This is a genomic window from Vibrio sp. 10N.247.311.13, assembly GCF_041467595.1.
Lineage (GTDB): Bacteria > Pseudomonadota > Gammaproteobacteria > Enterobacterales > Vibrionaceae > Vibrio > Vibrio crassostreae_C.
The window spans coordinates 70,640-96,253 of record NZ_JBFSUX010000007.1; the positions used below are offsets into that span (position 1 = coordinate 70,640).

16 protein-coding genes are annotated in these 25,614 nt (G+C 45.5%); 10 read left to right on the forward strand and 6 right to left on the reverse strand.

Features of this window, described 5'->3' with window-relative positions; genetic code table 11:
• Positions 1 to 68: 68 nt before the first annotated feature.
• From cmoM to fdhF, 5 genes are all read left to right on the forward strand, one after another.
• Entirely contained in the window at positions 69 to 854 is a 786-nt protein-coding gene (gene cmoM / locus AB6E52_RS04935; RefSeq protein ID WP_017063509.1) for a tRNA uridine 5-oxyacetic acid(34) methyltransferase CmoM, read from the forward strand.
• A 125-nt stretch (positions 855 to 979) separates the two neighbouring features.
• On the forward strand, positions 980 to 2,317 hold the full coding sequence (gene mukF / locus AB6E52_RS04940) for a chromosome partition protein MukF (protein WP_017055049.1): 1,338 nt from the start codon (positions 980 to 982) through the stop codon (positions 2,315 to 2,317).
• Positions 2,298 to 3,104, forward strand: a complete 807-nt coding sequence (gene mukE, locus AB6E52_RS04945) for a chromosome partition protein MukE (protein WP_102319673.1) — start codon at positions 2,298 to 2,300, stop codon at positions 3,102 to 3,104. Before mukF ends, mukE begins: the two co-directional genes overlap by 20 nt.
• Positions 3,101 to 7,561 (forward strand): chromosome partition protein MukB, encoded by a 4,461-nt coding sequence (mukB, locus tag AB6E52_RS04950; protein WP_102319672.1) that lies wholly within the window; start codon positions 3,101 to 3,103, stop codon positions 7,559 to 7,561. Before mukE ends, mukB begins: the two co-directional genes overlap by 4 nt.
• Before the next feature lie 388 nt (positions 7,562 to 7,949).
• Entirely contained in the window at positions 7,950 to 12,179 is a 4,230-nt protein-coding gene (gene fdhF / locus AB6E52_RS04955) for a formate dehydrogenase subunit alpha (protein WP_102319671.1), read from the forward strand.
• Between the two features lie 110 nt (positions 12,180 to 12,289).
• Here fdhF and AB6E52_RS04960 read toward each other — a convergent pair whose 3' ends face one another.
• The 6 genes from AB6E52_RS04960 to AB6E52_RS04985 form a co-directional block, all read right to left on the reverse strand.
• Entirely contained in the window at positions 12,290 to 13,270 is a 981-nt protein-coding gene (locus tag AB6E52_RS04960; protein ID WP_026084277.1) for an alpha-L-glutamate ligase-like protein, read from the reverse strand.
• Between the two features lie 3 nt (positions 13,271 to 13,273).
• A complete protein-coding gene (locus AB6E52_RS04965) occupies positions 13,274 to 14,779 on the reverse strand; it encodes an inactive transglutaminase family protein (protein ID WP_029235905.1) in 1,506 nt (501 codons plus the stop codon).
• A gap of 17 nt (positions 14,780 to 14,796) precedes the next feature.
• Entirely contained in the window at positions 14,797 to 15,537 is a 741-nt protein-coding gene (locus tag AB6E52_RS04970; protein ID WP_102319670.1) for an ATP-dependent zinc protease, read from the reverse strand.
• A gap of 312 nt (positions 15,538 to 15,849) precedes the next feature.
• Positions 15,850 to 16,821 (reverse strand): tRNA 5-methoxyuridine(34)/uridine 5-oxyacetic acid(34) synthase CmoB, encoded by a 972-nt coding sequence (cmoB, locus tag AB6E52_RS04975; protein WP_102319669.1) that lies wholly within the window; start codon positions 16,819 to 16,821, stop codon positions 15,850 to 15,852.
• Between the two features lie 186 nt (positions 16,822 to 17,007).
• A complete protein-coding gene (cmoA, locus tag AB6E52_RS04980) occupies positions 17,008 to 17,736 on the reverse strand; it encodes a carboxy-S-adenosyl-L-methionine synthase CmoA (RefSeq protein ID WP_017062083.1) in 729 nt (242 codons plus the stop codon).
• Between the two features lie 139 nt (positions 17,737 to 17,875).
• Positions 17,876 to 18,781 (reverse strand): DUF72 domain-containing protein, encoded by a 906-nt coding sequence (locus AB6E52_RS04985; protein ID WP_029235140.1) that lies wholly within the window; start codon positions 18,779 to 18,781, stop codon positions 17,876 to 17,878.
• Between the two features lie 314 nt (positions 18,782 to 19,095).
• Between AB6E52_RS04985 and aspS the strand changes: the two genes are divergently transcribed.
• The 5 genes from aspS (at position 19,096) to ruvB (ending at position 25,083) form a co-directional block, all read left to right on the forward strand.
• Complete coding sequence (gene aspS, locus AB6E52_RS04990) at positions 19,096 to 20,868, forward strand: aspartate--tRNA ligase (RefSeq protein WP_017072253.1); 1,773 nt, start codon at positions 19,096 to 19,098, stop codon at positions 20,866 to 20,868.
• Between the two features lie 212 nt (positions 20,869 to 21,080).
• Positions 21,081 to 21,602 carry a crossover junction endodeoxyribonuclease RuvC gene (ruvC, locus tag AB6E52_RS04995; protein ID WP_004736470.1) on the forward strand — a complete coding sequence of 174 codons (522 nt, stop codon included), beginning with the start codon at positions 21,081 to 21,083 and terminating at the stop codon, positions 21,600 to 21,602.
• A gap of 196 nt (positions 21,603 to 21,798) precedes the next feature.
• A complete protein-coding gene (locus AB6E52_RS05000) occupies positions 21,799 to 23,259 on the forward strand; it encodes a methyl-accepting chemotaxis protein (protein ID WP_102319668.1) in 1,461 nt (486 codons plus the stop codon).
• 92 nt (positions 23,260 to 23,351) lie between these two features.
• A complete protein-coding gene (gene ruvA / locus AB6E52_RS05005; protein ID WP_017062079.1) occupies positions 23,352 to 23,963 on the forward strand; it encodes a Holliday junction branch migration protein RuvA in 612 nt (203 codons plus the stop codon).
• Between the two features lie 103 nt (positions 23,964 to 24,066).
• Positions 24,067 to 25,083 (forward strand): Holliday junction branch migration DNA helicase RuvB, encoded by a 1,017-nt coding sequence (gene ruvB / locus AB6E52_RS05010; RefSeq protein ID WP_017062078.1) that lies wholly within the window; start codon positions 24,067 to 24,069, stop codon positions 25,081 to 25,083.
• Positions 25,084 to 25,614: the final 531 nt, after the last annotated feature.

Sequence of the window (25,614 nt, forward strand, 5' to 3'; positions counted from 1 at the left end):
GCCTCTTTATTCCTGAAATTCCTGTGACAGAATAGCAGGCACGATAGGACATAATAACTCAAGTAGCCGTGACTGAAGACCGTAATTTCGACGATATTGCCCACAAATTTGCAAAAAATATTTACGGCTCTGACAAAGGAGAGATCCGTCAGATCATCGTATGGGAAGATTTAGAACAAGCTTTGAGCAAGTTTGAGCAATCAGCTTCGCCGCTGCATGTGCTTGATGCTGGAGGCGGCCTTGCGCAGATGTCGCAAAAAATTGCGTCGCTTGGGCATAACGTTTCTCTGTGTGATCTCTCTTCTGAAATGCTGAAGCTCGCCGAAGAAAGTATCAGCGAAGCGGGTTTGCTAGAGCAATATCGATTTATTCATTCACCGGTACAAAAAGTCGCAGAACATCTCGATGAGAAAGTCGATTTTGTGATGTTTCATGCCGTAATGGAATGGTTAGCCGATCCTAAAGAGGCGCTTGATTTATTGCTTGAACAAGTTAAGCCAGGTGGTGTTGCCTCGATAATGTTTTACAACCACCACGGATTAGTCCTGAAAAATGTGATTTGTGGCAACATTCCTCATGTATTGAATGGGATGCCACATCGAAAACGGTTTAAGCTGCAACCACAAAAAGGCTTGAAGCCGGAAGAGGTTTATCAATGGATAGAAGACGCTGGTCTAGAAATCTGTGGTAAATCAGGCATTCGCTCTTTCAGTGACTACATAGGTAATATGGAGTACATGGGAGATTACCAATTTGAAGATGTATTGGAACTGGAAAAACAGCTATGTCGCCAAGAGCCATATCTGTCACTAGGCCGTTATATTCACGTTTGGGCTCAAAAACCTGCGCAATAACAGCGGTGAATGTGGTAAAAGAAGCCACAACATGCGCTATGCAATCGTAAGAAGCCCGCGTCATAAAGAAATAGGCGTCATATCTAATACATTCGATATGACGAAGAACAGTAACAGGAACCACAATGAGTGAAATGACTCAAACTGCCGAAGAGCAGCCAATTGATGAGTTGGTGGGCTGGGTCAAGCAGCATGATTTTTCATTAAACTTGCCACCAGAGCGCTTAGCATTTTTGATTGCTATCGCAGTACTAAGCAATGAAAGGTTCGATGAAGAGTTGGGCGAGGGTGAACTGCACGATGCATTTACCATCGTCACTCGACTGTTTGAAGATACTGGCGAAGCGTCCGCGTTTCGTGCCAACAATGCCATCAACGAGTTAGTTAAACAGAAGTTGATTAGCCGCTTTACCAGCGAAATCACCGATGGTGCGAGTATTTATCGCTTATCACCATTGGCGATTGGTATTTCAGATTATTATTTACGCCACCGTCAGTTCTCTAAGTTGAAACTGTCTATCCAGCTTTCTATGGTTGCCGATGAGATGGCAAAAGCCATTGAAGCAGCACAAAAAGGCGGAACTCCAGGACATTGGAGAAAGAATGTTTACGGCGTGCTCAAGTATTCTGTTGGTGAAATTTTCGATCAGATTGATCTTAACCAACGTGTTATGGATGAGCAGCAGCAAACCGTTAAACAGCAAATTGCCGACCTTTTAAACAAGGATTGGCGAGAGGCGATTAACAACTGTGAAACCTTGCTTTCAGAAACCTCGTCCACACTAAAAGAATTGCAAGACACCTTGCAAGCGGCGGGGGATGAACTGCAAACACAGATCCTCGATATTCAAGAAATTGTTTACGGTGACGATGAACTCGAGTTCGTTGGCGAAACCCTGTTCGGCTTGCAGATGAAGCTAGACCGAATCACCAGTTGGGGCCAACAAGCCATCGATTTATGGATCGGCTACGACCGCCATGTTCACAAGTTCATCCGTACCGCGATTGATATGGATAAAAACCGCGCCTTTAGCCAGCGCTTGCGTCAGTCAGTCACTGACTACTTTGATGCGCCTTGGTTATTGACCTACGCCGATGCTGAGAAGCTGACGGATCTTCGTGATGAAGCGCTCGTGCTTCGTGATGACGAAGTGATGGGACAAGCACCAATCGACGTAGAGTACGAAGAATTTGAGCAAGTAAATGACCTGCTTTCAGATCGAATTGCAGAGATGTTAAAAGCTCACAAACAGCAAGGCGCGCCAATTGATCTTGGCCTTGTGTTACGCGATTACCTCGCTGCACACCCTCGCACACACCATTTTGATTTAGCCAGAATTGTTGTCGACCAAGCCGTGCGCTTAGGTTACTCAGAGTCTGACTATCAGGCTATTCAGCCAGATTGGCAGGCAATTAACGATTTCGGTGCAAAGGTACAAGCAAATGTCATTAACAAGTACTGATGATTACATGCCAGAGAAACTGGTAAAAGCGATAGCGAACCCACTGTTCCCTGCGCTAGATAGCATGCTGCGTTCAGGTAAGCATGTTTCAACAGAAGACCTAGATAACCACGCGTTGCTGTCTGATTTTGAAGTTGAGCTTCAGCATTTCTATCAACGCTACAATACGGAATTGGTAAAAGCGCCGGAAGGTTTCTATTACCTGCGTCCGCGTTCTACGTCTCTGATTGGTCGTAGTGTGTTGTCTGAGCTCGACATGTTGGTTGGCAAGGTGTTGTGTTTCTTATACCTAAGCCCAGAACGTCTTGCTCATGAAGGTATCTTCACCAACCAAGAACTGTTTGATGAGTTGATGTCGTTAGCGGATGAGAAAAAACTCATGAAGCTAGCAACCAACCGTGCGTCTGGTTCTGACCTAGATAAAAAAAAGCTGTTCGAAAAAGTACGTACTTCTCTACGTCGCTTACGCCGTATCGGTATGTTGATTGCGATTGGTGAAACGGGCAAGTTCCGTATCAGCGAAGCGGTATTCCGTTTTGGCGCTGACGTTCGTGTTGGCGATGATATGAAAGAAGCGCAGTTACGTCTTATCCGTGATGGTGAAGCTGTGGTGCATACCCAAGAGCCTAACCAAGGTAGCTTGTTGAATGAAGAACAAGCGGAAGCCACATCAGAAGTAGATGCAGACGTAGACGAAAACGGTCAACAAGACATTTTTAACGATCAAGCTGACTTTGACCTTGAGTCAAATGCTGGCGAACAAACAAAAGTAGAAGGTGAAGCATGATTGAAAGAGGTAAGTATCAATCATTAACCATGGTCAACTGGAACGGCTTCTTTGCGCGTACTTTTGATATTGATGGATTGGTTACAACGCTTTCTGGCGGTAACGGTGCGGGTAAGTCGACCACAATGGCGGCATTCATCACAGCACTGATCCCTGACCAAAGCCTTCTGCATTTCCGTAACACAACGGAAGCGGGTAGCTCGCAGTCATCTCGTGATAAAGGCCTTTACGGTAAGCTTCAGCCAGGCGCATGTTATGCCGCGCTAGATGTTGTGAACTCTCGTAATCAACGTCTATTGTTTGCAGTAAAACTGCAGCAAGTTGCGGGTCGTGATAAGAAAGTCGACATCAAACCGTTCGTTATTCAAGGCCTTCCAAGCCATGTGAAACCAACGGATGTGTTGATTCAGAACGTTTCAGACAGCCACGCTCGCGTATGTCAGTTGAACGACGTGAAAGCGGCGGTTGCACAATACGAAGGCGCGCATTTTAAAGCCTTCTCTTCGATTGTTGATTACCACTCACAGATGTTTGAATACGGTGTGGTACCGAAGAAACTGCGTAACAGCAGCGACCGTTCTAAGTTCTACCGCCTAATTGAAGCATCACTTTACGGTGGTATCTCAAGTGCGATTACGCGTTCTCTGCGTGATTACCTGTTACCGCAAAATGGTGGTGTGAAGAAAGCGTTCCAAGACATGGAATCAGCACTACGCGAAAACCGTATGACGCTAGAAGCGATCAAAACGACTCAGTCGGATCGTGATTTGTTTAAGCACTTGATCACTGAATCTACGAACTACGTGGCAGCAGATTACATGCGCCATGCTAACGATCGTCGCAACAAGCTTGATCAAACCATGAAGTTCCGTGGTGAGCTGTTTGGTTCTCGTGAAACCTTGCTTGATCAAAACAACTTGTTGAACCGCGTTCAAGAAGAACTAGAGTTACTTGTCGATCAAGAATCAGCACTAGAGCAAGATTACCAAGCGGCTTCGGATCATCTGCAATTAGTTCAAACTGCACTTCGTCAGCAAGAGAAAATTGCCCGCTACAGCGAAGATCTAGAAGAGCTTAACGAGCGTCTAGAAGAGCAAATGATGGTGGTTGAAGAAGCTCAAGAGCGAGTACTTCTTGCTGAAGAGCAGGCAACCATCACTGAAGAAGAAGTGGATAGCCTGAAAACTCAGCTTGCTGACTACCAACAAGCGTTGGATGTTCAGCAAACGCGTGCACTTCAATACCAGCAAGCGGTTCAAGCATTAGAGAAAACTAAGCAGTTGCTTGGTGATGAATCTATTACGGCAGAAAGCGCACTAACTCTGGTTTCAGAGCTAAAAGCACAAGAAGAATCAAGCACTCAAACGCTACTGTCGACGAAGCATAAACTAGACATGTCTTCTGCTGCTTCTGCACAGTTCGACAAAGCGCTCGCTCTTGTTAAAAGTATTATCGGTGACGTTGAGCGTAAAGAAGCGTCTAGCAGCGCTAAGCAAGCTTTAGAAAAAGGCCGTAACGCAAAACACGTTGTTGAAAATGAACAGCAGTGGCGTGCTCAACACCGCGATATGGCTCGTGATGTGGCTCAGCAGCGTCAAGCAAAAGAGCTAGCGACTGAATACCAAAAGCAACACAACATCTCACTGACTGACGAAGCGGTTTTCGATGAAGAACGTGAACGTCATGCTATGCAGATCGAGTCTCTTGAGTACGCTCAAGAAGAGCTGCGTGAAGCGAAGAGTGAGCAACGTCGTGTACAACAAAACCACGATCAAGAGATTCAAAAACTTGAGTCTATTGCTCCAGCATGGATCACGGCAAACGATGCGCTTGAAGCATTAAGAGATCAAACCGACGCTGAGCTAGAAGATAGCCAAGCGGTGATGACTCAAATGCAACAAGTGCTTGAAGATGAGAAATCTCAAGCGGTAGCAAAAGATCAGTTGGCTACGCGCCGAGCTGAACTTGAGCACGAAATTGAGCGTTTAGCGTCTCCAGGTGGTTCTAACGATCCTCGCCTCAAAGGCCTAGCGGATACGCTTGGTGGCGTGCTGCTTTCTGAGATCTACGATGATATCACTATTGGTGATGCGCCGTACTTCAGTGCGATGTACGGCCCAGCTCGTCACGCAATTGTGGTTTCTGATCTTGATGGTATTAAAGAGAAGCTGGTGGATCTTGATGATTGTCCAGAAGACCTTTACATCCTAGAAGGCGATGTCGATGCGTTTGATGACAGTTCATTTAATGCCGATGAGCTTGAAGGCGCAGTATGTGTTCAGCTGAACGATCGCCAAATGCGTTACTCACGTTTCCCTGAGATCCCACTGTTTGGCCGTGCGGCTCGTGAACAACGTCTAGAGAAATTGCGCGAAGAGCGTGATGTTGTTGTTGAGAACCACGCGAAAGCCGCGTTTGACTCTCAAAAGCTGAATCGCCTATATCAAGCATTCAACAGCTTTGTTGCGAAGCACCTGCACGTTGCGTTTAACGCAGACCCAGAACAAGCACTTGCTGCGATTCGTGATAAGCGTAATCAAATTGTTCGTTCTCTGGCTGAGCTTAACTCTAAAGAGCAGCAGCAACGTAGCCAGCTTCTACAAAGCAAGCAGGCACTCGGTGCGCTAGATAAATTAGCACCTATGGTTCGTATTTTAGAAGACGAAACATTGGCTGAGCGCTTAGCTGAATTAGAAGCGCAACTAGAGCGTTTAAGTGAAGCTAAGTCTTACTTGAATAGTCATGGCAAAGCGCTTACTTCTCTAGAGCAAATCGTATCTGCACTAGATGCTGACCCAGAGCAGTTCGAAGCCTTGGAAGCCGAATATCGTCAAGCCGATTACGCACTACAAACCCTAAAAGGCAAAGTGTTCGCGCTGTCTGATTTGATTGAGCGTCGTCACTACTTTGCTTACGCGGACTCTGTTGATTTGCTAAACAAGAGCAGTGAACTGAGCGAGCAATTAAAAGCGAAATTGGTTCAAGCAGAGCAAGCAAGAACCAAAGGCCGTGATGGCTTGAAGCAAGCTCGCGAACAGATGAACCAATACAACCAAGTATTGGCGGCACTGAAGAGCTCACATCAAGCGAAGCAAGAGACGGTTCAAGAGTTCAAACAAGAGCTACAAGAGTTCGGCGTAAACGCTGACGAAGGCGCTGAAGAGCGTGCTGTACGTCGTCGTGATGAACTTCAAGAACGTCTGCACACATCTCGCAGCCGTAAGAGCGAATACGAGCGAACGATTACGTCAACAGAACTTGAGATGAAAGCCTTGGCTAAGCGTCTTAAGAAAGTTCAGAAAGAGTACACAGAGCTTCGTACTTTCGTTGTTGCAGCAAAAGCAGGCTGGTGTTCAGTACTTCGCTTAGCTCGTGAAAATGATGTTGAACGTCGTCTTCATAAGCGTGAACTGGCTTACCTAACGGCGGGCGAGCTTCGTTCTATGTCGGATAAATCACTGGGTGCTTTACGTCTAGCTGTAGCTGACAATGACGACCTACGTGATTCGCTGCGTCTATCTGAAGACAACGCACATCCAGAGCGTAAGGTTCTGTTCTACATTGCGGTTTATCAACACCTTCGCGAGCGTATTCGCCAAGACATCATTCATACGGATGATCCGGTTGAAGCAATCGAAGAGATGGAAGTTGAGCTAGCTCGACTAACAGAAGAACTGACGCAGCGTGAAAACCGCTTGGCGATCAGCTCTGAGTCGGTAGCAAGCATCATCAAGAAAACGATTCAGCGCGAGCAGAACCGTATTCGAATGCTGAACCAAGGTTTGTCTAACATTTACTTTGGTCAGGTTAAAGGCGTACGTCTGAACGTTAAGATCCGTGAAAGCCACGAGATCTTGCTATCAGGGCTAGCAACTCAACAAGAGCAACACAAAGACTTGTTTGAATCAACGCGCTTTACCTTCTCAGAAGCGATGGCGAAGTTGTTCCAACGTGTTAACCCACATATCGATATGGGTCAACGTTCTCCACAAGTTCTAGGTGAAGAGCTACTGGATTACCGCAACTACCTAGAATTAAGTGTTGAAGTTAACCGTGGTTCAGACGGTTGGTTACAAGCGGAATCGGGCGCACTGTCTACGGGTGAAGCGATCGGTACTGGTCAGTCTATCCTACTGATGGTTGTTCAGAGCTGGGAAGAAGAGTCTCGTCGACTTCGTAGCAAAGACATCGTTCCATGTCGTTTGTTGTTCCTTGATGAAGCAGCTCGTCTGGATGCGAAATCTATCTCTACCTTGTTCGAACTGTGTGACCGTTTAGGTATGCAACTTTTGATTGCAGCACCAGAGAACATTAGCCCTGAGAAAGGCACAACCTACAAACTGGTTCGTAAGGTCTTTAAAGATCACGAGCACGTACATGTTGTTGGCCTGCGCGGTTTTGCTCAAAACAAACCGGCATCCCCAGTTCAAGAGCTTATTGAAGAAGCTGAGCAATAACCTTGATAGCCGAGTCATAGCCTTGATAGCCGAGCAATAAGCTTGATAACTGAGTTATAAGCTCGAAAGCGACTCAATGATATTTGTACAAAGCCCCTAATCAATAGGGGCTTTTTTGTATCTTGAATCTAATTTCTTACTTCTTACTTCTTACTTCTTACTTCTTACTTCTACAGCAGAACCCCTCCCGCTTAATCCTTTCGTCGATACTGATAAGACCACTCATACCTTGTGGTTATTATCAATGGAACTTGTTTGAGGTCACACGCACAAAACCACAAATAATGTATGGTAATGACATAGATTTAATAATATTAATAATATTGTATTACTTAAATTTTAATTGTTGATAACTCGCGTGTGCGAAAGGTAAAGGTAGGACTTAGGTATGATTCAAATCGTGATTGATGGGAAATATCGAATCGTCGAGCAAGGACAAACCGTTCTTGAAGCGGCAAAAACATGTGGTTTGGAGATCCCATCTTTATGTGGTTTGAACAAAACAGCGGATAAAGTGCCGTGTGATTTGTGTGTCGTTGAAGTTGATGGCGTTGGTGTTACTCGCTCTTGTGAGCTTGAAGTGTCTAATGGGTTGAATATTACCACTCAGTCAAAACAGTTAACGAATCATCGACAAGAAGCGTTGAATCGCATTATGACCGATCACTACGCTGACTGTGAGGCGCCATGCCAAACAGCCTGTCCTGCTGGGGTCGACATCCAATCTTACCTGCACCATATTGCTCAAAATGATCACATTAAAGCGATTGAAGTGATCAAAAAGACATTGCCAATGCCGCTTTCAATTGGTCGTGTGTGTCCTGCTTTCTGTGAAACCGAATGTCGTCGTAACTTGGTCGATGAATCCATTGCGATTCGCCAACTCAAACGACACGCTGCCGATGCGGATCTAGCGGCTCAAGAGAGCTACATGCCAGCGAAGAAACCAAATAAAGGCAAGAGCATTGCTATTGTTGGTAGTGGCCCCGGTGGGCTTACGGCGGGTTATTACCTATCTAACGAAGGCTATGAAGTCAGTGTCTATGAGTCGATGCCCAAAGCGGGTGGTTGGCTGCGTTACGGTATCCCTGAATATCGCTTACCTAAGTCGATTCTAGATAAAGAAATCGAGTTGATGTGTCGCAACGGAATGGTGGTTGAGTGCGGTAAAAAACTCGGTGTTGATTTTACACTGTCTGATTTAAGTAACGATTTTGATGCGGTTTGTTTAGCCGTTGGCGCATCACAAGCGGTTGAAATGAATTACCCGGGTAGTGAACTCGGCGGTTGTTATTTGGGTGTCGATTATCTGAAAGATTACGTGACCGATCAGCAGTATGTCACAGGTAAAAAGGTCGCAGTAATTGGTGGCGGAAATACCGCGATTGACTGCGCTCGAACAGCGGTGCGTGATGGCGCGGATACTACGCTGATTTATCGTCGTACTCGAGATGAGATGCCAGCAGAAGATTACGAAATCGAAGAAGCTGAACATGAGGGTGTGAAGTTCCACTTCTTAACCAACCCTGCAGAAAACATAGCCGATGAAAATGGTCATGTATCAGAAATACGATTAGAACGAATGGCTTTGGGTCCTGCTGATGCTTCAGGCCGCCGCAGCCCTAAACCAACTGGCGAGTTCTTTGTTGAAGCGTTTGATACGGTTATTGCTGCCGTGTCGCAAAAGCCTGATCTGAGCTTTATGGACAATGAAGCGATTGATATTCCTCTTACTCGTTGGAATACCGCAGATGCTGATCCACAAACCATGCATACCGGAACCGGAAATATTTTCAGTATTGGTGATTTCCGACGCGGCCCTGCAACCGCAGTCGAAGCGGTGGGGGATGGGCGTATTGCTGCACAAGCGATCGATCGCTTCTTCCATGGTGATATGGACAATATTCCAGCCAAACCGTTTAACTCAAGAAAGCACAAACAGCTCAAAGCGGTGGATCCTGAGCAATACCAGTCGATACAACGCATGGCTCGTAAGATCATGCCAGAACTAACGCCCGAGCAGCGTGAACAAAGCTTTGATGAAGTAGAAACAGGGTTTGAGAATGCTGATGCAATAGCGGAAGCTGCAAGATGTCTAGAGTGTGGCTGCCAAGCCAATACCGATTGCGACCTACGAGACTACTCGACCGAATACAAAGCAACGCAAACGCATCCAGAGTACAAAATCGATGTGGCTTCGAATGAGAGTTGGCAGGCGATTCGTGCTGAAGAAGCGAAGGTCGGGTTAACAAGGCAAAAATTTTCGGTCGATGACAGTTCTGAGTTCATTATCTTTGACGCCAACCGCTGTATTAGTTGTGGCCAGTGTATTCAAGCATGTCGAGAACAGAATGTTCATGGCGTTCTAAGCTTCATGAATCAATCGGATGGCAAACCTGCATCAAGACCTGAATGTCGCCCTAACTTTGGGGCAGATAAGACCTTAATGGGCGACTCAAACTGCGTTCAATGTGGATCGTGTATTCAGGCGTGTCCAACCGGTGCAATGGTGGATGCTCGCGACAGAAAGCAGGGAGACACAGACGTACTCAAGAAAGTCGATACCATCTGCACCTATTGCGGTGTCGGCTGCAAGCTAACCATGCATATCGATGAGCAGAAAAACAAAATCCGCTATATCGAAGGCGGAGACTCTCCGGTTAATGAAGGCATGTTGTGTGTTAAGGGACGATTTGGCTTCGATTTTGTGGGCAGCGATGCGCGTTTAACCACACCATTAATTCGTAAAGATGGCTGGTTGCAACCTGCAAGTTGGGATGAGGCAGTTAAGCTTATTGCCGAGAAGTTTACTGCGATTAAGCAAGGCTTTGGCAGTAACGCTTTAGCGGGGTTCTCGTCGGCGAAAACCACCAATGAAGATAACTATGCCTTCCAAAAATTCATACGTCGTGAACTCGGTACCAATAACGTCGATCACTGTGCGCGCCTTTGTCACGCATCTACTGTTACTGGTTTAGAGGCTTCGCTAGGTAGCGGGGCGATGACCAATGATATTCCAAGCATCAAGCACTCAGATGTGATCTTTATTATTGGCTCCGACACCACGTCAGCACACCCAATTATTGGCTCGCATATCAAGCAAGCTGTGAGACATGGTGGAGCGAGATTGATCGTTGCCGATCCAAAACGAATCGATATTGCTGACCATGCTGAACTTTATTTAGCGCACCGACCGGGTACTGATGTAATGTTGATCAATGGTGTGATGCAGCAAATCATCAAACACGGTTGGTACGACCAAGAGTATATCGAAGACCGTGTGGATGGCTTTGATACCTTGCTTCAAGAGGTAATGTCACCAAGTTATTCACTAGACAAAGTGGAGCTGGTAACTGGCGTTAAAGCGGAAGACATCTTCGCAATGGCGCGATTGATTGGTACTGCAGAGCGTACAGCGGTGTACTACTCGATGGGCATTACGCAACATACCACTGGTCACGATAACGTTCGATCAATCGCTAACCTACAGCTCTTGTGTGGCAATATCGGAATTGAAGGCGGCGGTATCAACCCATTACGTGGTCAATCCAATGTTCAGGGTGCGTGTGACATGGGCGCATTGCCAAATAACCTTCCGGGTTATCAGAAAGTGTACAACCCAATGGTTCGTCAAAAATTCGCGATGGAGTGGGGTGTTTCTGACCTACCGGCTGAAACAGGCTTAACGTTGACCGAAATTATTGATGGAGCGTGTCATCGAGATGTTCGTGGTCTGTACGTAATGGGCGAGAACCCAGTGCTGAGTGACCCGAACCAAGCGCATGTGATTGAAGGTCTTGAAGCGTTAGATTTCCTCGTGGTTCAAGATATTTTCTTAACCGAAACCGCTCAATATGCCGATGTGGTGCTACCGTCTTGCTCGTTTGCTGAGAAGTCTGGTCATTTTACTAATACCGAGCGTCGTGTTCAGCGTATTAACCCGGCGGTATTGCCTCCAGGTGAAGCGAAAGAAGATTGGGTGATTATCCAAATGTTGGCTAATGCGATGGGCGGCAATTGGGAATATGACTCGGTTGCTGATATCACCAATGAGATAGCGCGTGTCACGCCACAGTATGGTGGTTTACGTTGGGAGAACATTACGGTGAACGGCGTGCAATGGCCAAGTAATAAGAACAACCCTGATGGCACACGTATCATGCACCAGACCCAATTTACGCGTGGGCGTGGTCAAATGGAGGCGATTCCGTTTAGATACGCTGCTGAGCTACCGGATGCGGAATACCCGTTAGTATTAACGACAGGCCGTATTCTAGAACAGTTCCACACCGGAACCATGACACGTAAAACAAAAGGGTTGGATAACTTAGCAGGGCCGCGTGCCATGGTGAGTGTTCATGATGCTGAAGCGCTAGGTATCTCGAATGGTCAGATGCTTAAGGTCTCAACACGTCGTGGTGAAATCGAAATCGCGGCCTTTGTGACTAAACGAATGCAAAAGGGTGTGGTATTTATTCCATTCCATTTTGTTGAATCACCAGTTAACCGTTTGACGACCACAGCGACCGATCCACACGCTAAGATCCCTGAGTTTAAGGTGGCGGCGGTGCGGATTGATCCAATTCGAGAGCCTGTAATTGAATCTACAGAGACTTAACCTAATCCGCTAATTTAACCGCAGATACTAAAAAGCCGCGTAACTCTCAGAGTTATGCGGCCTTTTTTATAAGCTCTATTAGGTATCAAGTGACCTAGTCAGCAAATCGCTTAGTTTGGAACAATCTCGTTACCGTGAACACCGAATTGCTTGGCAGCGTATGCAACGCGCTCTGCTGGTTTCGGGTATTCAGCCGGTGTACCAAGGTTCTCAATATGGTGCAATCGAGGCAATAAACCTGCGCCGTTCGCGATTTGGATAGCCAAACCTGGACGTGCGTTAAGCTCAAGTACCATTGGGCCTTCTTCTTGGTCTAGAACCATGTCAGTACCCATGTAACCAAGACCTGTCATTTCCCAAGCGCTTGAAGCTAGTGTTAGCAGTTTTTCCCAGTGTGGTACCTGAAGTAGCGCCAACTCTTTACCCGTATCTGGGTGGTGAGTTACTGGGTGGTCAAATTGAACCGCACGAACGGCTTTACCCGTTGCAATACAAATACCTACACCTACAGCGCCTTGGTGTAAGTTAGCCTTACCGTCGGAAGCCGAAGTAGATAAACGCATCATCGCCATCACAGGGTAGCCCTTGAATACGATGATTCGTACATCTGGCACACCTTCGTAACTGAAGCCATCAAAACACTCATCAAACTTGATGAGGTTTTCAACTACCGCAACATCGTTCTTACCACCAAGTGAGAAAAGACCCGCGAGAGCGTTACTGATGTGGCGCTCTACGTCTTCTTCATTGATAGTCGAACCCGATGGCTTGGTGTAAACGCCGTCCTTGTGAGAAGTCACAACAAGGATACCTTTACCACCACTGCCTTGAGCTGGCTTGATTACGAAACCCGGCCACTCTTTTACCATCTTGTGGATTGTTTTTACTTCAGCTTGATGACCAATCACGCCAATCAGTTTTGGTACAGTAGCACCAGCCTGTTCAGCAATGATCTTCGTCTTAAGCTTGTCATCAACGAGTGGATACTTGGAACGATCATTGTAGCGACCAATATAACTATGGTTACGCTTGTTCATTCCCATTATGCCTTTGTCTTTCAACCTAAACGGTGAAGTAAACTGATCAAACATAACTTAGTCCTCCGCTAGCGGTTTAAAGCGACGAAGCTCGGTTAGACGGTATCCTGTGTAGTTACCTAGTAGCAAGATGGTCGCTAGAATAACAAGTTGTAAACCAATAAAGTTAAACGTTAAGTGCTGAATGAACGGGTTAGTCATGCCTAAGTAAACAAGAACCGCAGTGAATAGAGAACCACCACCTTGCAGCATTACTTCTTTCGCGCCTTCTTCTTCCCATAGGATAGACATACGTTCGATAGTCCAAGATAGGATAATCATAGGGAAGAACGTAATAGATAGACCTTCAGTCAGACCCACTTTAAACGCGACTACAGTAAACACAGAGATAATCATGATTACCGTGATGATTACGGCGGATATCCTGGCTACCAAGAGCAAGTTGAGTTTGGACAAGTAACTTCGAATAATCAGACCCGTACCTACAATAAGCAGGAAGCCAACAATACCCGTTACCAGTTGTGTTTGTACAAAGGCTACCGCAATCAGTACTGGCATGAACGTACCAGACGTTTTCAGGCCGATGATGACACGTAGGAACACAACAATCAGAGCACCGATAGGAATCAGCATGATGGTTTTAAACATCGCTTGCTCTTCTAACGGTAGGCTGTGAATTGAAAGGTTTAACAGTTGATCAGCAGAGACTTTACTATTGGTTGCTTCCGTTGGTGAAACCTCTTGAGCAATCATAGAGAAGTGAACTTTACTGTTCTGACCGCCAACAACATCCAGTAGAGAAACGTTTGATTCGTCCCAGATGAGTAGGTTTGGTTGAACTTGTTGTTCGCTTGATTCAGGAGAGAATAGAACCCACTCGTCGTTATCCCAGATCTGAATCATGTTTTGAATCGACTGACGACGACGACCATCTTCTAGCTCGATAACACCAACCACTTTGTTGTGTATTTTCGCCGCTGAAAGTAGCTTGTGTGTCGCTTCCACTTTGGTCATGTTGTTCAGAATCAGCGCTGAGTTTTGGCTGTCTGGATCATTAAGTGTTTTGATGAGCTCACGGGTAAAAGTGATATTGTCTGCAGAACGTTTTGTCGCTCTATCAATCAATGCAAGAGAAGCCGCTTCTTCAGGGCCGTCGAAGCTTGGTTGCGAGACTTCACCTTCTGGTGCGATAGCATCAACTTTTGCTTGGTTGTCGACTAGGAATTGTGTTTTGTAGTAGATGGTTTGAGGGCCATCTGCGTATCGAATAGACCACTCTGCGCGGCGACCTGATTCGGTATTCAAGTAAGAGATACCGTAACCCGGCGATGAAGCCGATTCGCCGATAAGTGTGTAGTTAGACTGAGTATGAGGAGCCGCTAAGGAAACTTTTGCTTCTTTGCCTACTGCGTTGAACTCGATGCGAGCTTCAACGTCCCAAACCTGTCTGGTTTCCCCTGGAGTCCAAGGTACACCGTAGGTCGTATGTCTGAACATACTCAGTGTTATACCTGCCACAATAAGCAGGAATATAGAGATATAAAATGGAATTCTTGACGTCATAGCTTACCCTACTATTGTTATTTAACTTCCGTTTGTACGTACTTTTTACTTACATCTACTAGCGCTATGTCTTTGATAAATTCGCGCCCTAGTAACACAGGGTGACTCATTTGAGAGCGATCCGCCAATGTAAATTGCGCTTTTTCATGGATTTTTCCAACTTTCACCCATAATTCGATCACAGCTCGACGTTCTGCTTGATCATTGGTTGATTGACGGATTTTTACATAACGTACAACAGGCGCTTCAATCCATTTCTGGTCTTCTTTAGCTTGGGCTTTGTCGTCTAGGTGAAATTTAACCCAGTTCTTGCCGTTACGTTCGAATTCTTTGATATCGACAGCGTTTAAAGAAGAGGTGGTTGCACCTGTATCAACACGAGCATCAAAGCTTTGCTTGATAGAGTCGATAAACACTTTTTCGATGCCGCCAAGGATAGTCGGTTGTGATATAGGAGCGATAGGAGCAACGGCAATAGCGACCGGTTCCTCTTCCTCTAGCTCTTCAATAACCTTGTGTTCCATGCTCGTTAGATGGGTATCTAATTGACTAGAAAGGGTAGTAATTTCGTCTTCTAAGCTTTCGATATAGTCACTTTGATTGCTTAGTTGCAGTTCAAGATTTTGAACCTTATTTGCGATGTTTGTCTCTGAGCGGGAAATAGCGTCGAGAGTTTCTTGGTGGTAGGTAGCACCATTTGTAAGAGTACAACCAGAGAGCAAACCAACCGCCACAACAGGCGATAATCGCTTAAACATAAAAAAACCTTTGAGAATTAGAGAATAGTTCAGACTATTTAGAAGTTTAGCCCACAAAAAAGGATGCGTGAAGCATCCTATTGTAAGAGTCTGGTCATATTGAATCGCAATGTGAGCGCTACGCCAATTATTGCTATTTGGAATAGCTCACTTATTAAACACAAGTCAATTTTTGTTCAATTCTTAAGCTAAGGAAGCAAGGTTCACCGCGAAATTAACAGTGGCTTTTTGACCATGCAAGCAATTGTTTTGCTGCCTTAATAGGCTTGTGCTTTATTTACTCAATATGCCACTGCTTTGTGGGCAGTAAATCTATGGCTTTGTTGCTACCAGAATCGCACGTCTCGGTGCAGGGTGACCTTCAACCGTTTTAATTGGATCGTTCGGATCGAGGTAATCTGGAAGAGAGTTGTGTGTCATCCATTCTGTGGTGCGTTGTTCACCAATTGTCGTGACATTTTCGTCAACGATTCGTACGTCTTCAAAACCAACTTGTTCTAGCCAGCGTTTCAGTGCGCGAGCTGAAGGGAAGAAGTAGACGTTTCTCATTTGCGCGTAACGGTCAACCGGAACTAATACTGCGTTCTCATCGCCTTCAATCACCAAGGTTTCAAGAACCAGTTCACCGCCAGACACCAATTGGTCTTTCAGTTGAATCAAGTGGTCCAGTGGTGAACGACGATGGTAAAGCACGCCCATGCTGAATACCGTGTCGTAGGCTTCTAGCTTTGGGAGCTGCTCAATACCTAGAGGTAATAGGTGAGCTCGTTGGTCATCGCCCATCAACTTACGAATTGCTTCAAACTGAACCAAGAATAGGTGGGAAGGATCGATACCAACCGTTAAGCGAGCACCTTCACCCAGCATGCGCCACATGTGGTAACCATTGCCACAACCTACATCGAGAACCGAACGGTTTTTTAATGGAGATATATGTGGAAGCACACGATCCCATTTCCAGTCACTGCGCCACTCTGTATCGATATGGATGTCGTGAACCGTATAAGGACCTTTTCTCCACGGGTGGAAAGTCTTCAATAAGCTTTCTAGCTTTTTCAGTTCGCCTGTGTGGTATGGCGTAGAACTACCAATCGTCACTGAATTTTTCAGGTCAACTTGATCTGGCACGTCTTGTGGAATCTTGTTTAGTGCACGTAGCCAGCGGTCAAAGTCACCGTGCTCTGCATTTTGCCAATCGGTCAGTTGCTGTGGCAGGACATTTAGCCACGGCTGAAGGCGAGTATCTTGGGCAATAAGTTGATAAAAATTGGCAAAATTAAACATAGGTTTTCACTGAGTTGGTGGTGTAGAAATTAAATTTGTCACTCCATTAAGAGTGTGGACAAACATGCTAGGGAATCTCGTTTATCGTGTTTGATAAGAGATCCCCAATTCGTTTGTTCCTCGCTCTTGAGGATGACATTTTAGTACGTGCTAACGGTGTCGCGACGGTTACGTAATCTAAAATGTTTACTTTATCGCGAACATTGAACCAAAGTTGAAACATTGGAACCAGACTTCGCTGCTTGAGAAGCCAATCTTATCAAATCGCTCTCTGTGAACAGGGATCGAATCCGGGCGCATCACGTTTTCAATTGCGCTACGTTTCTGACTTACTTCTAGCTCGCTGTACCCGTTAGCACGTTTGAAATCATGGTGCAGGTCGATAAGCAGTTCATTTGAGCTTTCATCTTCGAATACGTATTTTTCTGACAGGATTAAGATCCCGCCTGGGCGCAAGCCAGCATGAATTTTCTCAAGCAGAGCGTATCGATCGTCTGGAGAAAGAAATTGCAGCGTAAAGTTAAGCACCACAACAGAAGCGTCTTTGATTTCCACTTCACGGATGTCGGCTTCAATCACTTCTACCGGTGTGTCACTGCGGTAAGCATTAACGTGCAATTTGCAGCGCTCAACCATGGCTTCTGAATTATCGATCGCGAAAATCGTGCAGCCTTCTTGCTGAATGTGACGACGCATAGAAAGTGTCGCAGCACCAAGCGAGCAGCCAAGGTCGTAAATATTTGAGTGTGGCTTTACAAAGCGCTCAGCCAGCATGCCGATTGCAGAGATGATATTGCTATAGCCAGGCACTGAACGTTGAATCATATCCGGAAATACTTCAGCAACCCTTGCATCAAAGGTGAAGTCTCCAATTTTATCAATAGGAGCGGAAAAGATATTGTCTGTGTTGCTCATAGCATTTTCTCTCGACAGTCAGCGTAATTGGCACAAAATTCGTACCAAATAAAAGGGGGCGTATTTTACGTAAAAAAAACGCCACTGTCACGAAAACTGAGATTTAGCTCAAGGTTCGAAGCTACTTACAAGTGAGAGGTTAAAACATCGAGATTTGGTGATTGCCTTTTTGAGCTGGAAACTGAGCCAGTTCGGGCAGTAATAATGATGTATTTTCAGAGACTTGCTTTTGTAACCTCTTATAAATAGCAATCGCAAGTTCAGGTGCGTGGTTATTGTCTGGGGTGTGGATCATTAAATAGGGCTGCTTGCCTTCATTAAGCCAGTTTGGGATTTTGGCAAACCAAGGCTTAAAAAACTCAATATTAGGTTCTTGGTCTGGGTGACCAATAAATCGAATCATCGGGTTATTGGCGGTAGCAATTGCATGAACAGGAACACGCGGTTTTTTCTGATGCGCATCGATCACCGCTTCTGTGGTGGGTGGCGCAGAGAAAACGGGGCGGCTGTCCATAATGATGCGATTGATGCCTTCCTCAACCAGCCATTGGTTGAAGCGTTTTTCCGCATCGCCCTTATCAAAGAAACCTAAGTGTCGAACTTCGACGCCAAGCTGCATATCTTTTGGGAATAAGGTGCAAAACTTTTGTAGGGCAGGCAGCATGCTGGGCTCAAAACTGTGCGGCAGCTGAATCGTCCATTGACCAATACGGTCATGCAGTGGCGACATCGTCATCAAGAACTCTTTGAGTTCGGCTTGGCAGTGTCTCAGTTGTTGCTGGTGGGTGATGAATTTGGGCAATTTGAAGGTGAACTTGAAATCATCGTGACTGGCGGCTTTCCAATTGTGAACGGTAGACATACTTGGCGTAGCGTAAAAGGTGGTGTTGCCCTCAACGGTATGGAAAACTTGGGTGTATTTTTCCAAGCGTTCGGCAGGCTTGGTGCCTTTACCGTAGAACTGACTTTGCCACTCAGAATGAGACCACATAGTTAATCCAAGTCTTAGAGGTAAAGTTTCTGTTGTTATTACACGATTATCCATCTATTACACCGTTATCCATCACGCCATCAGTCATTACAAAAAGTTTTTGGGTTGAAACGAAAATCTACTTTACGAGAGTTTTGCTGATTAAGGTACTTTCGAGATATAATTATCGCAATTTTTTCGGTTTTGATGAATCTTTGCGCACTTGATGGGCTAAAAAGCAGCAAAGCCAGATAAAACACAATAAATTCGAATGTGGAAGGTCGATTTTAAGCGAGTTTCCGCGTATAAATGTTCCTTTGCTCTGTTGTGTGGAATGACCACTGACAGCTTGGAAATTAGTAAATAATTAAGAGATTGGGAAATTCATTATGCGTACCCATTACTGTGGTAACCTGAACAAGTCCCTGGCGGGACAAACTGTAGAATTGTGCGGCTGGGTAAACCGTCGCCGTGATTTAGGCGGTCTTATCTTTATTGATATGCGTGATCGTGAAGGCATCGTTCAGGTTGTTGTCGATCCAGATATGAAAGATATCTTCCCGATCGCTAACCAACTGCGTAATGAATTCTGTATCAAGTTTACTGGTGAAGTACGAGTTCGTCCGGACAGCCAAGTAAATAAAGACATGGCTACTGGTGAAGTAGAACTTTACGCGACGGGTCTAGAGATCATTAACCGTTCAGAAGCGCTTCCACTAGACTTCAACCAAACGAACTCTGAAGAGCAGCGTCTTAAGTACCGTTACATCGATCTTCGTCGTCCAGAAATGAGCGACCGTATTAAGCTTCGTGCACGTGCTTCTAGCTTCGTTCGTCGTTTCCTAGATGAGAACTTATTCCTAGACATCGAAACGCCAGTACTAACGAAAGCGACACCAGAAGGTGCTCGTGACTACCTAGTACCAAGCCGTGTTCACAAAGGTAGCTTCTACGCACTTCCTCAATCTCCTCAGCTTTTCAAGCAACTGCTGATGATGTCTGGTTTTGACCGTTACTACCAAATCGTTAAATGTTTCCGTGATGAAGATTTACGTGCTGACCGTCAGCCTGAATTTACTCAAATCGATATCGAAACATCTTTCATGACTTCTCAAGAAGTACGTAACGTGACTGAGAAGCTTGTTCACGATATGTGGAAAGAACTTCTAGATGTTGAACTAGGTCAATTCCCAGTAATGCCTTTCTCTGAAGCGATTCGTCGTTTCGGTTCTGATAAGCCAGATCTACGTAACCCACTAGAGCTAGTTGACGTTGCTGACTTGGTTAAAGATGTTGAATTCAAGGTATTCTCTGGCCCAGCTAACGACGAAAAAGGTCGCGTAGCAGTTATCCGTGTTCCAGGTGGTGCTAAGCTAACTCGTAAGCAAATCGACGGCTACGCTGAACACGTAAACATCTACGGCGCGAAAGGCCTAGCTTGGATGAAGGTTAACGACCGTGCTGCAGGCATGGAAGGTATTCAATCTCCAGTTGCTAAATTCCTAAGCGAAGACGTAATCAACGGTATTCTAGATCGTACTCAAGCTGAATCTGGCGATATCATTCTGTTCGGCGCAGACAAAGCGGGCATCGTTGCTGAAGCAATGGGCGCACTTCGTCTTAAACTAGGTACGGATCTAGAGCTAACAGACACATCTGCATGGGCTCCACTGTGGGTTGTTGACTTCCCAATGTTCGAAGAAGACGGCGAAGGTAACCTACACGCAATGCACCACCCATTCACATCACCACTAGGTGTGAACGCGGAAGAGCTAAAAGCGAACCCAGCAGCAGCAAATTCTGATGCATACGACATGGTAATCAACGGCTACGAAGTAGGCGGCGGTTCTGTACGTATCCACAACGCAGAAATGCAAACAGCGGTATTTGGTATCCTAGGTATCGAAGCACAAGAGCAACAAGAGAAGTTCGGCTTCCTACTTGAAGCGCTTAAGTACGGCACGCCACCGCACGCTGGTCTAGCATTCGGTCTTGACCGTCTAGCAATGCTGCTTTGTGGTACTGAGAACATCCGTGACGTTATCGCATTTCCGAAAACAACAGCTGCAGCATGTCTGTTAACAGACGCGCCAAGCCTAGCAAACCCAGCATCACTGGAAGAGCTAGCAATCGCTGTTAACTTAGCTAAGAAAGAAGACTAATCAAACGATTAAGCTCAGCTTTCTAATCAAGCAGTGAGTTTTCGATAGAGCTTAAGTCTTAGATAGCACTTTAGCTTTCAACAAAACTTAGTTTTTGATAGAACTTTTTCTTTCGCAGAACAATAAAATGCCCGTTAATTTGACGGGCATTTTTTTTTGCGTTCGATATACTAAGCTCATAAAGCATGTATAAATAATCAGTATTTGAAGTTATGTCTATTATCTTAGGGATTGACCCTGGCTCACGCATTACCGGTTACGGTGTTATTCGTCAAAATGGCCGCCACCTATATTACTTAGGGAGTGGTTGCATTCGCACCTCAGAAAAAGAGTTGCCGGGCCGACTCAAACAAATCTACGCCGGTGTGAGCGAAATTATTACTCAGTTCCAACCGGATGTGTTTGCGATAGAGCAGGTCTTCATGGCTAAGAATGCAGACTCAGCGCTTAAGCTTGGGCAAGCTAGGGGCAGCGCGATCGTAGCGGCTGTAAATGCGGATTTGCCTGTTCATGAATACGCGGCTCGTTTAATTAAGCAAGCGGTGACGGGTAATGGTGGTGCGGACAAGTCTATGGTTCAGAACATGGTGATGAGCATGCTTAAGTTACCCGCTAAACCACAGGCCGATGCTGCCGATGCTCTAGGCGTAGCGATCACTCACGCCAACACCAATAAAACCTTGGTAGCTCTTGCTGGTAAAGCGACAGGCGCGAGAAAAGGGCGCTACCGTTAATCCCATCCCTCTATTTTCTAATAGCTTGCATTACATGAGCCTTACGCCTCGTTTGGCTCAGTTCAAAACAATACGCCCCTAAATCCTTGATGAAATGAGATCTTTCGAACACAAACCAAATAATAACATTGCGCATCATTTAACATGTTATTAACATTGGTCAGAGGTCTAACAAGTTAATCAAGGATGATCACTGATGAACCCTATCAAGCTGTGGCGCGCGTTGTTTCTACCCAAAAGTAATGGGTGGAGTAACAACCAAGTCAGACAAGCCGATATCTTATTACTCTTTACCTTTATCGCCTTCTTTGTGGGTGTCTACAGCTTAATTAAATGGACAAAGCACGAAGAGCAACTTCTGATCACCACATCTGTATTCCTTATCGTGTTTGAACTGATCTCCGCACTGCTGTTGCGTGTTACCAGTAAACCCAGCCTTGCACTTAACTTTGGTTTTGTCGGGATGGCAGTACACGCTTTGAACATCATCTACCAAAGCGGTGGTGTGGTGGCGTCAACACAGGCTTATTGGGTGCCGTTGTTAGTGGTCGCTTTTTTCTTGTCGGGAACTCGAATTGTCGCCCTTGTATGGAGTGGGTTAGTGATTGGCGTTTCTTTGGTGATGACTTCAGCTCATCTTGATGGCTTTGAATTTCCGCAGTTAGTACTTACTCCGGAAGCGGTAGTGGTTGAAACGTGGTCTGGTGTGATCATGCCGCTGGTGGTGATTTGCATTGCTCAAGCGTTTACCGCTAAGCAAAAAGAGGTGGCGATTGAAATGGCAGAAGATGCGATCTCGGAAAGCCAACAGATTGCCAATCAAGCGACGCAAAGTGAAGGTCGACTTTCTATTGTCCTAGACCAAGCTAACTCAAACTCTGAAAGCTTACAGGGCGTATCTGTCCATTTAGATCAGCAGTCTCAAGACCTGCATGCTCAAGTTGAAGTGTTGAACATCAATTGCGAATCTCAGGCGAGTGCAGCAGAACAGATGAGCCAACAACTGCATCAAATGACTCAAGGCATCGAAGAATCTAATTCATTTGTGGGTGAGCTAAAAGAGCGCAGCGAAGCGGTCGGAATGAAAGCGCAAAAGAGCTCAGAATCACTAGAAGCCTCAACCAGTGCAATCAGCCAGATCATTCAAAGTAATCAAGAAATCATGAAAGTCGCTGATTTGATTACCTCGGTTGCCGAGCAAACCAACCTATTAGCACTCAATGCAGCTATAGAAGCGGCTCGTGCCGGTGAGCAAGGACGAGGTTTTGCGGTAGTTGCAGACCAAGTGAGAGAGCTATCGGCGAAAAGCAGCCATTCCGCGATAGAAATTCGAACCTTATTAGACCGAAGTAAAGAAGAAGTGGAACATGGCAGAGCCATCATTGAAACTACGGCCAATGAAATGAACGGCATTATCTCTGAGGTGCAAACCATCTCGACCGATGTTAATCAGCTCACCAATATTATGGCGATGCAGATGAGCTCATTGAAAGAACTCGATCTCGCCAGTTCAGAAGTGGCGCAGAGCGTTGCAGAAACCAAATCCGTGTCAAGTTTAGTCGCTAATTATGGTTCTGAACTGACCGGGCATGTCACCTCAGTAAAAGAACTGGTCGAAAGCTTAAACAGCGTGGTTTCCCAAGCTAAGCAAGCTTAAATAAATCATCCTAATAAACACAAAGAACTGGATAAGCATCCAGTTCTTTTATATTCTGTCCCTCAAATTATATTCCATCAAGAGAGTGAATTGTGATCGGACGTCTACGCGGTACATTAATAGAAAAACAGCCACCAGAATTACTAATCGAAGTGAGTGGTGTTGGCTATGAAGTTCAAATGCCAATGAGCTGTTTTTATGAATTACCAAATGTTGGCGAAGAGGCAATTATCTACACTCACTTTGTTGTTCGTGAAGATGCACAACTGCTTTACGGATTCAATACAGTTAAAGAACGTGCGCTGTTTCGTGAAGTCATCAAAGCAAATGGTGTTGGTCCTAAGCTCGGCCTTGGCATCCTCTCAGGCATGACTGCGAGCCAGTTTGTGCAGAGTGTTGAGCGTGAAGATATCTCTACGCTGGTTAAACTTCCGGGTGTGGGTAAGAAAACCGCTGAACGTCTGGTTGTTGAAATGAAAGACCGCCTGAAAGGGTGGGGCGCGGGTGACTTGTTTACTCCAGCGACAGATGCAGCTCCGATTGATTCTATGCCAACCGTTCACGACGCGGAAGAAGAAGCGGTAAGTGCGCTACTTGCATTAGGCTACAAGCCGACTCAAGCTTCCAAGGTGGTTTCTCAAGTGGCTAAAGATGGCATGACCAGCGAACAGTTGATTCGCGAAGCTCTGAAATCGATGGTTTAATACCCAATATACTTGTTCGACAAAATAGACTCATTCACTTTGCCTTTACACAGAGTCAAGAAGCGCAGAGTCAACAAGAGCATAGTTAGGAATAGCAGAATTTATGATTGAAGCCGATCGCCTTATTGCACCGGATAACCCAGTATTCAAAGATGAAGATGTCATTGATCGTGCAATACGCCCTAAAGCACTGGCTGACTATCAAGGTCAGGATCACGTTCGTGGCCAGATGGAGATTTTCATCAAAGCGGCACAACTGCGTAACGAGGCGCTCGACCATCTGTTGATATTTGGCCCTCCAGGCTTGGGTAAAACCACGTTGGCGAACATTGTTGCCAATGAGATGGATGTCAACATTCGTACGACTTCAGGCCCTGTTCTAGAAAAAGCAGGCGACCTAGCGGCGTTACTGACCAATCTCGAAGAAAATGATGTCCTGTTCATTGATGAGATTCACCGTTTAAGCCCTGTGGTTGAAGAGGTGTTGTACCCTGCAATGGAAGACTACCAATTAGATATCATGATTGGTGAAGGCCCAGCGGCACGCTCTATCAAGATTGACCTTCCTCCTTTTACTTTGATTGGCGCAACCACTCGTGCTGGCTCACTGACATCGCCGTTACGTGACCGTTTTGGTATTACTCAGCGTCTTGAGTACTACAAGGTTGAAGATCTACAAAACATCGTTCAGCGCAGTGCAGATTGCCTTGGTCTTTCTATGGAGTCCGAAGGGGCGCTAGAAGTTGCTCGCCGAGCTCGTGGTACGCCACGTATTGCTAACCGTCTACTGCGCCGTGTTCGTGATTATGCGGAAGTAAAAGGCGACGGGCATATTTGTCCGGAGGTTGCTGACAAAGCGCTAAACATGTTGGATGTCGATGCTAAAGGTTTCGACTACATGGATAGAAAGCTTCTGCTGGCGATTATGGAGAAGTTTGGTGGTGGTCCGGTAGGTATCGACAACATGGCTGCCGCGATTGGTGAAGAGAGAGACACTATTGAAGATGTGTTAGAACCTTACTTGATTCAACAAGGTTACCTACAAAGGACGCCAAGAGGTCGAATCGCGACCGACAGAGCGTATTTACACTTTGGAATAGATAAACCCTCCAATCGTTAAATTATTCATTTTTAAAGATCCCAGTTGCATAAGCGCTGGGTTTTTTGCTTTTTACTGAATAACAACTCTTTGAGCGAGTCGATAAAAAGATCGAAAAGGGAGCTTCAAAAATGGAAACTTTGATTTCAGGTTTGATTTAGATAACAGGAAATGAAATAAGTTGTCATATTTTTTGTTAATACTTTATAGGTAGTTGTAATTCGGATGTTGAGGCGGTGCTGAGCATTTGTCACAGATATCATGCGCTGTTATTAAGACAAGCATAATTGGTGTGATTTTAATCATAATTGTACAAAAATAACTCTAATTTGCTCGAATAAATTTGATACAAATCAACGCAGGGTTCTCCCATAAACCTTTTGAAACATACTGATTTTACCAGTAATATTAGCGCCAGCTATATTAGCTCATGCTTAACAATAATCTAACTATAACGGTACGTTTTTGCTACAAATTTCAACTTGTAATAACAATTACATAAATTGTTTTAACATGGATTTTTGCGGTGAATAATCACACAAGTGTCATTCA

Excerpts from the sequence above, each read along its gene's own strand:
- mukF (WP_017055049.1), top strand. The coding sequence starts at position 980 with ATGAGTGAAATGACTCAAACTGCCGAAGAGCAGCCAATTGATGAGTTG.
- mukE (WP_102319673.1), top strand. The coding sequence starts at position 2,298 with ATGTCATTAACAAGTACTGATGATTACATGCCAGAGAAACTGGTAAAA.
- mukB (WP_102319672.1), top strand. The coding sequence starts at position 3,101 with ATGATTGAAAGAGGTAAGTATCAATCATTAACCATGGTCAACTGGAAC.
- fdhF (WP_102319671.1), top strand. The coding sequence starts at position 7,950 with ATGATTCAAATCGTGATTGATGGGAAATATCGAATCGTCGAGCAAGGA.
- AB6E52_RS04960 (WP_026084277.1), bottom strand. The coding sequence starts at position 13,270 with ATGTTTGATCAGTTTACTTCACCGTTTAGGTTGAAAGACAAAGGCATA.
- AB6E52_RS04965 (WP_029235905.1), bottom strand. The coding sequence starts at position 14,779 with ATGACGTCAAGAATTCCATTTTATATCTCTATATTCCTGCTTATTGTG.
- AB6E52_RS04970 (WP_102319670.1), bottom strand. The coding sequence starts at position 15,537 with ATGTTTAAGCGATTATCGCCTGTTGTGGCGGTTGGTTTGCTCTCTGGT.
- cmoB (WP_102319669.1), bottom strand. The coding sequence starts at position 16,821 with ATGTTTAATTTTGCCAATTTTTATCAACTTATTGCCCAAGATACTCGC.
- cmoA (WP_017062083.1), bottom strand. The coding sequence starts at position 17,736 with ATGAGCAACACAGACAATATCTTTTCCGCTCCTATTGATAAAATTGGA.
- AB6E52_RS04985 (WP_029235140.1), bottom strand. The coding sequence starts at position 18,781 with ATGGATAATCGTGTAATAACAACAGAAACTTTACCTCTAAGACTTGGA.
- aspS (WP_017072253.1), top strand. The coding sequence starts at position 19,096 with ATGCGTACCCATTACTGTGGTAACCTGAACAAGTCCCTGGCGGGACAA.
- ruvC (WP_004736470.1), top strand. The coding sequence starts at position 21,081 with ATGTCTATTATCTTAGGGATTGACCCTGGCTCACGCATTACCGGTTAC.
- AB6E52_RS05000 (WP_102319668.1), top strand. The coding sequence starts at position 21,799 with ATGAACCCTATCAAGCTGTGGCGCGCGTTGTTTCTACCCAAAAGTAAT.
- ruvB (WP_017062078.1), top strand. The coding sequence starts at position 24,067 with ATGATTGAAGCCGATCGCCTTATTGCACCGGATAACCCAGTATTCAAA.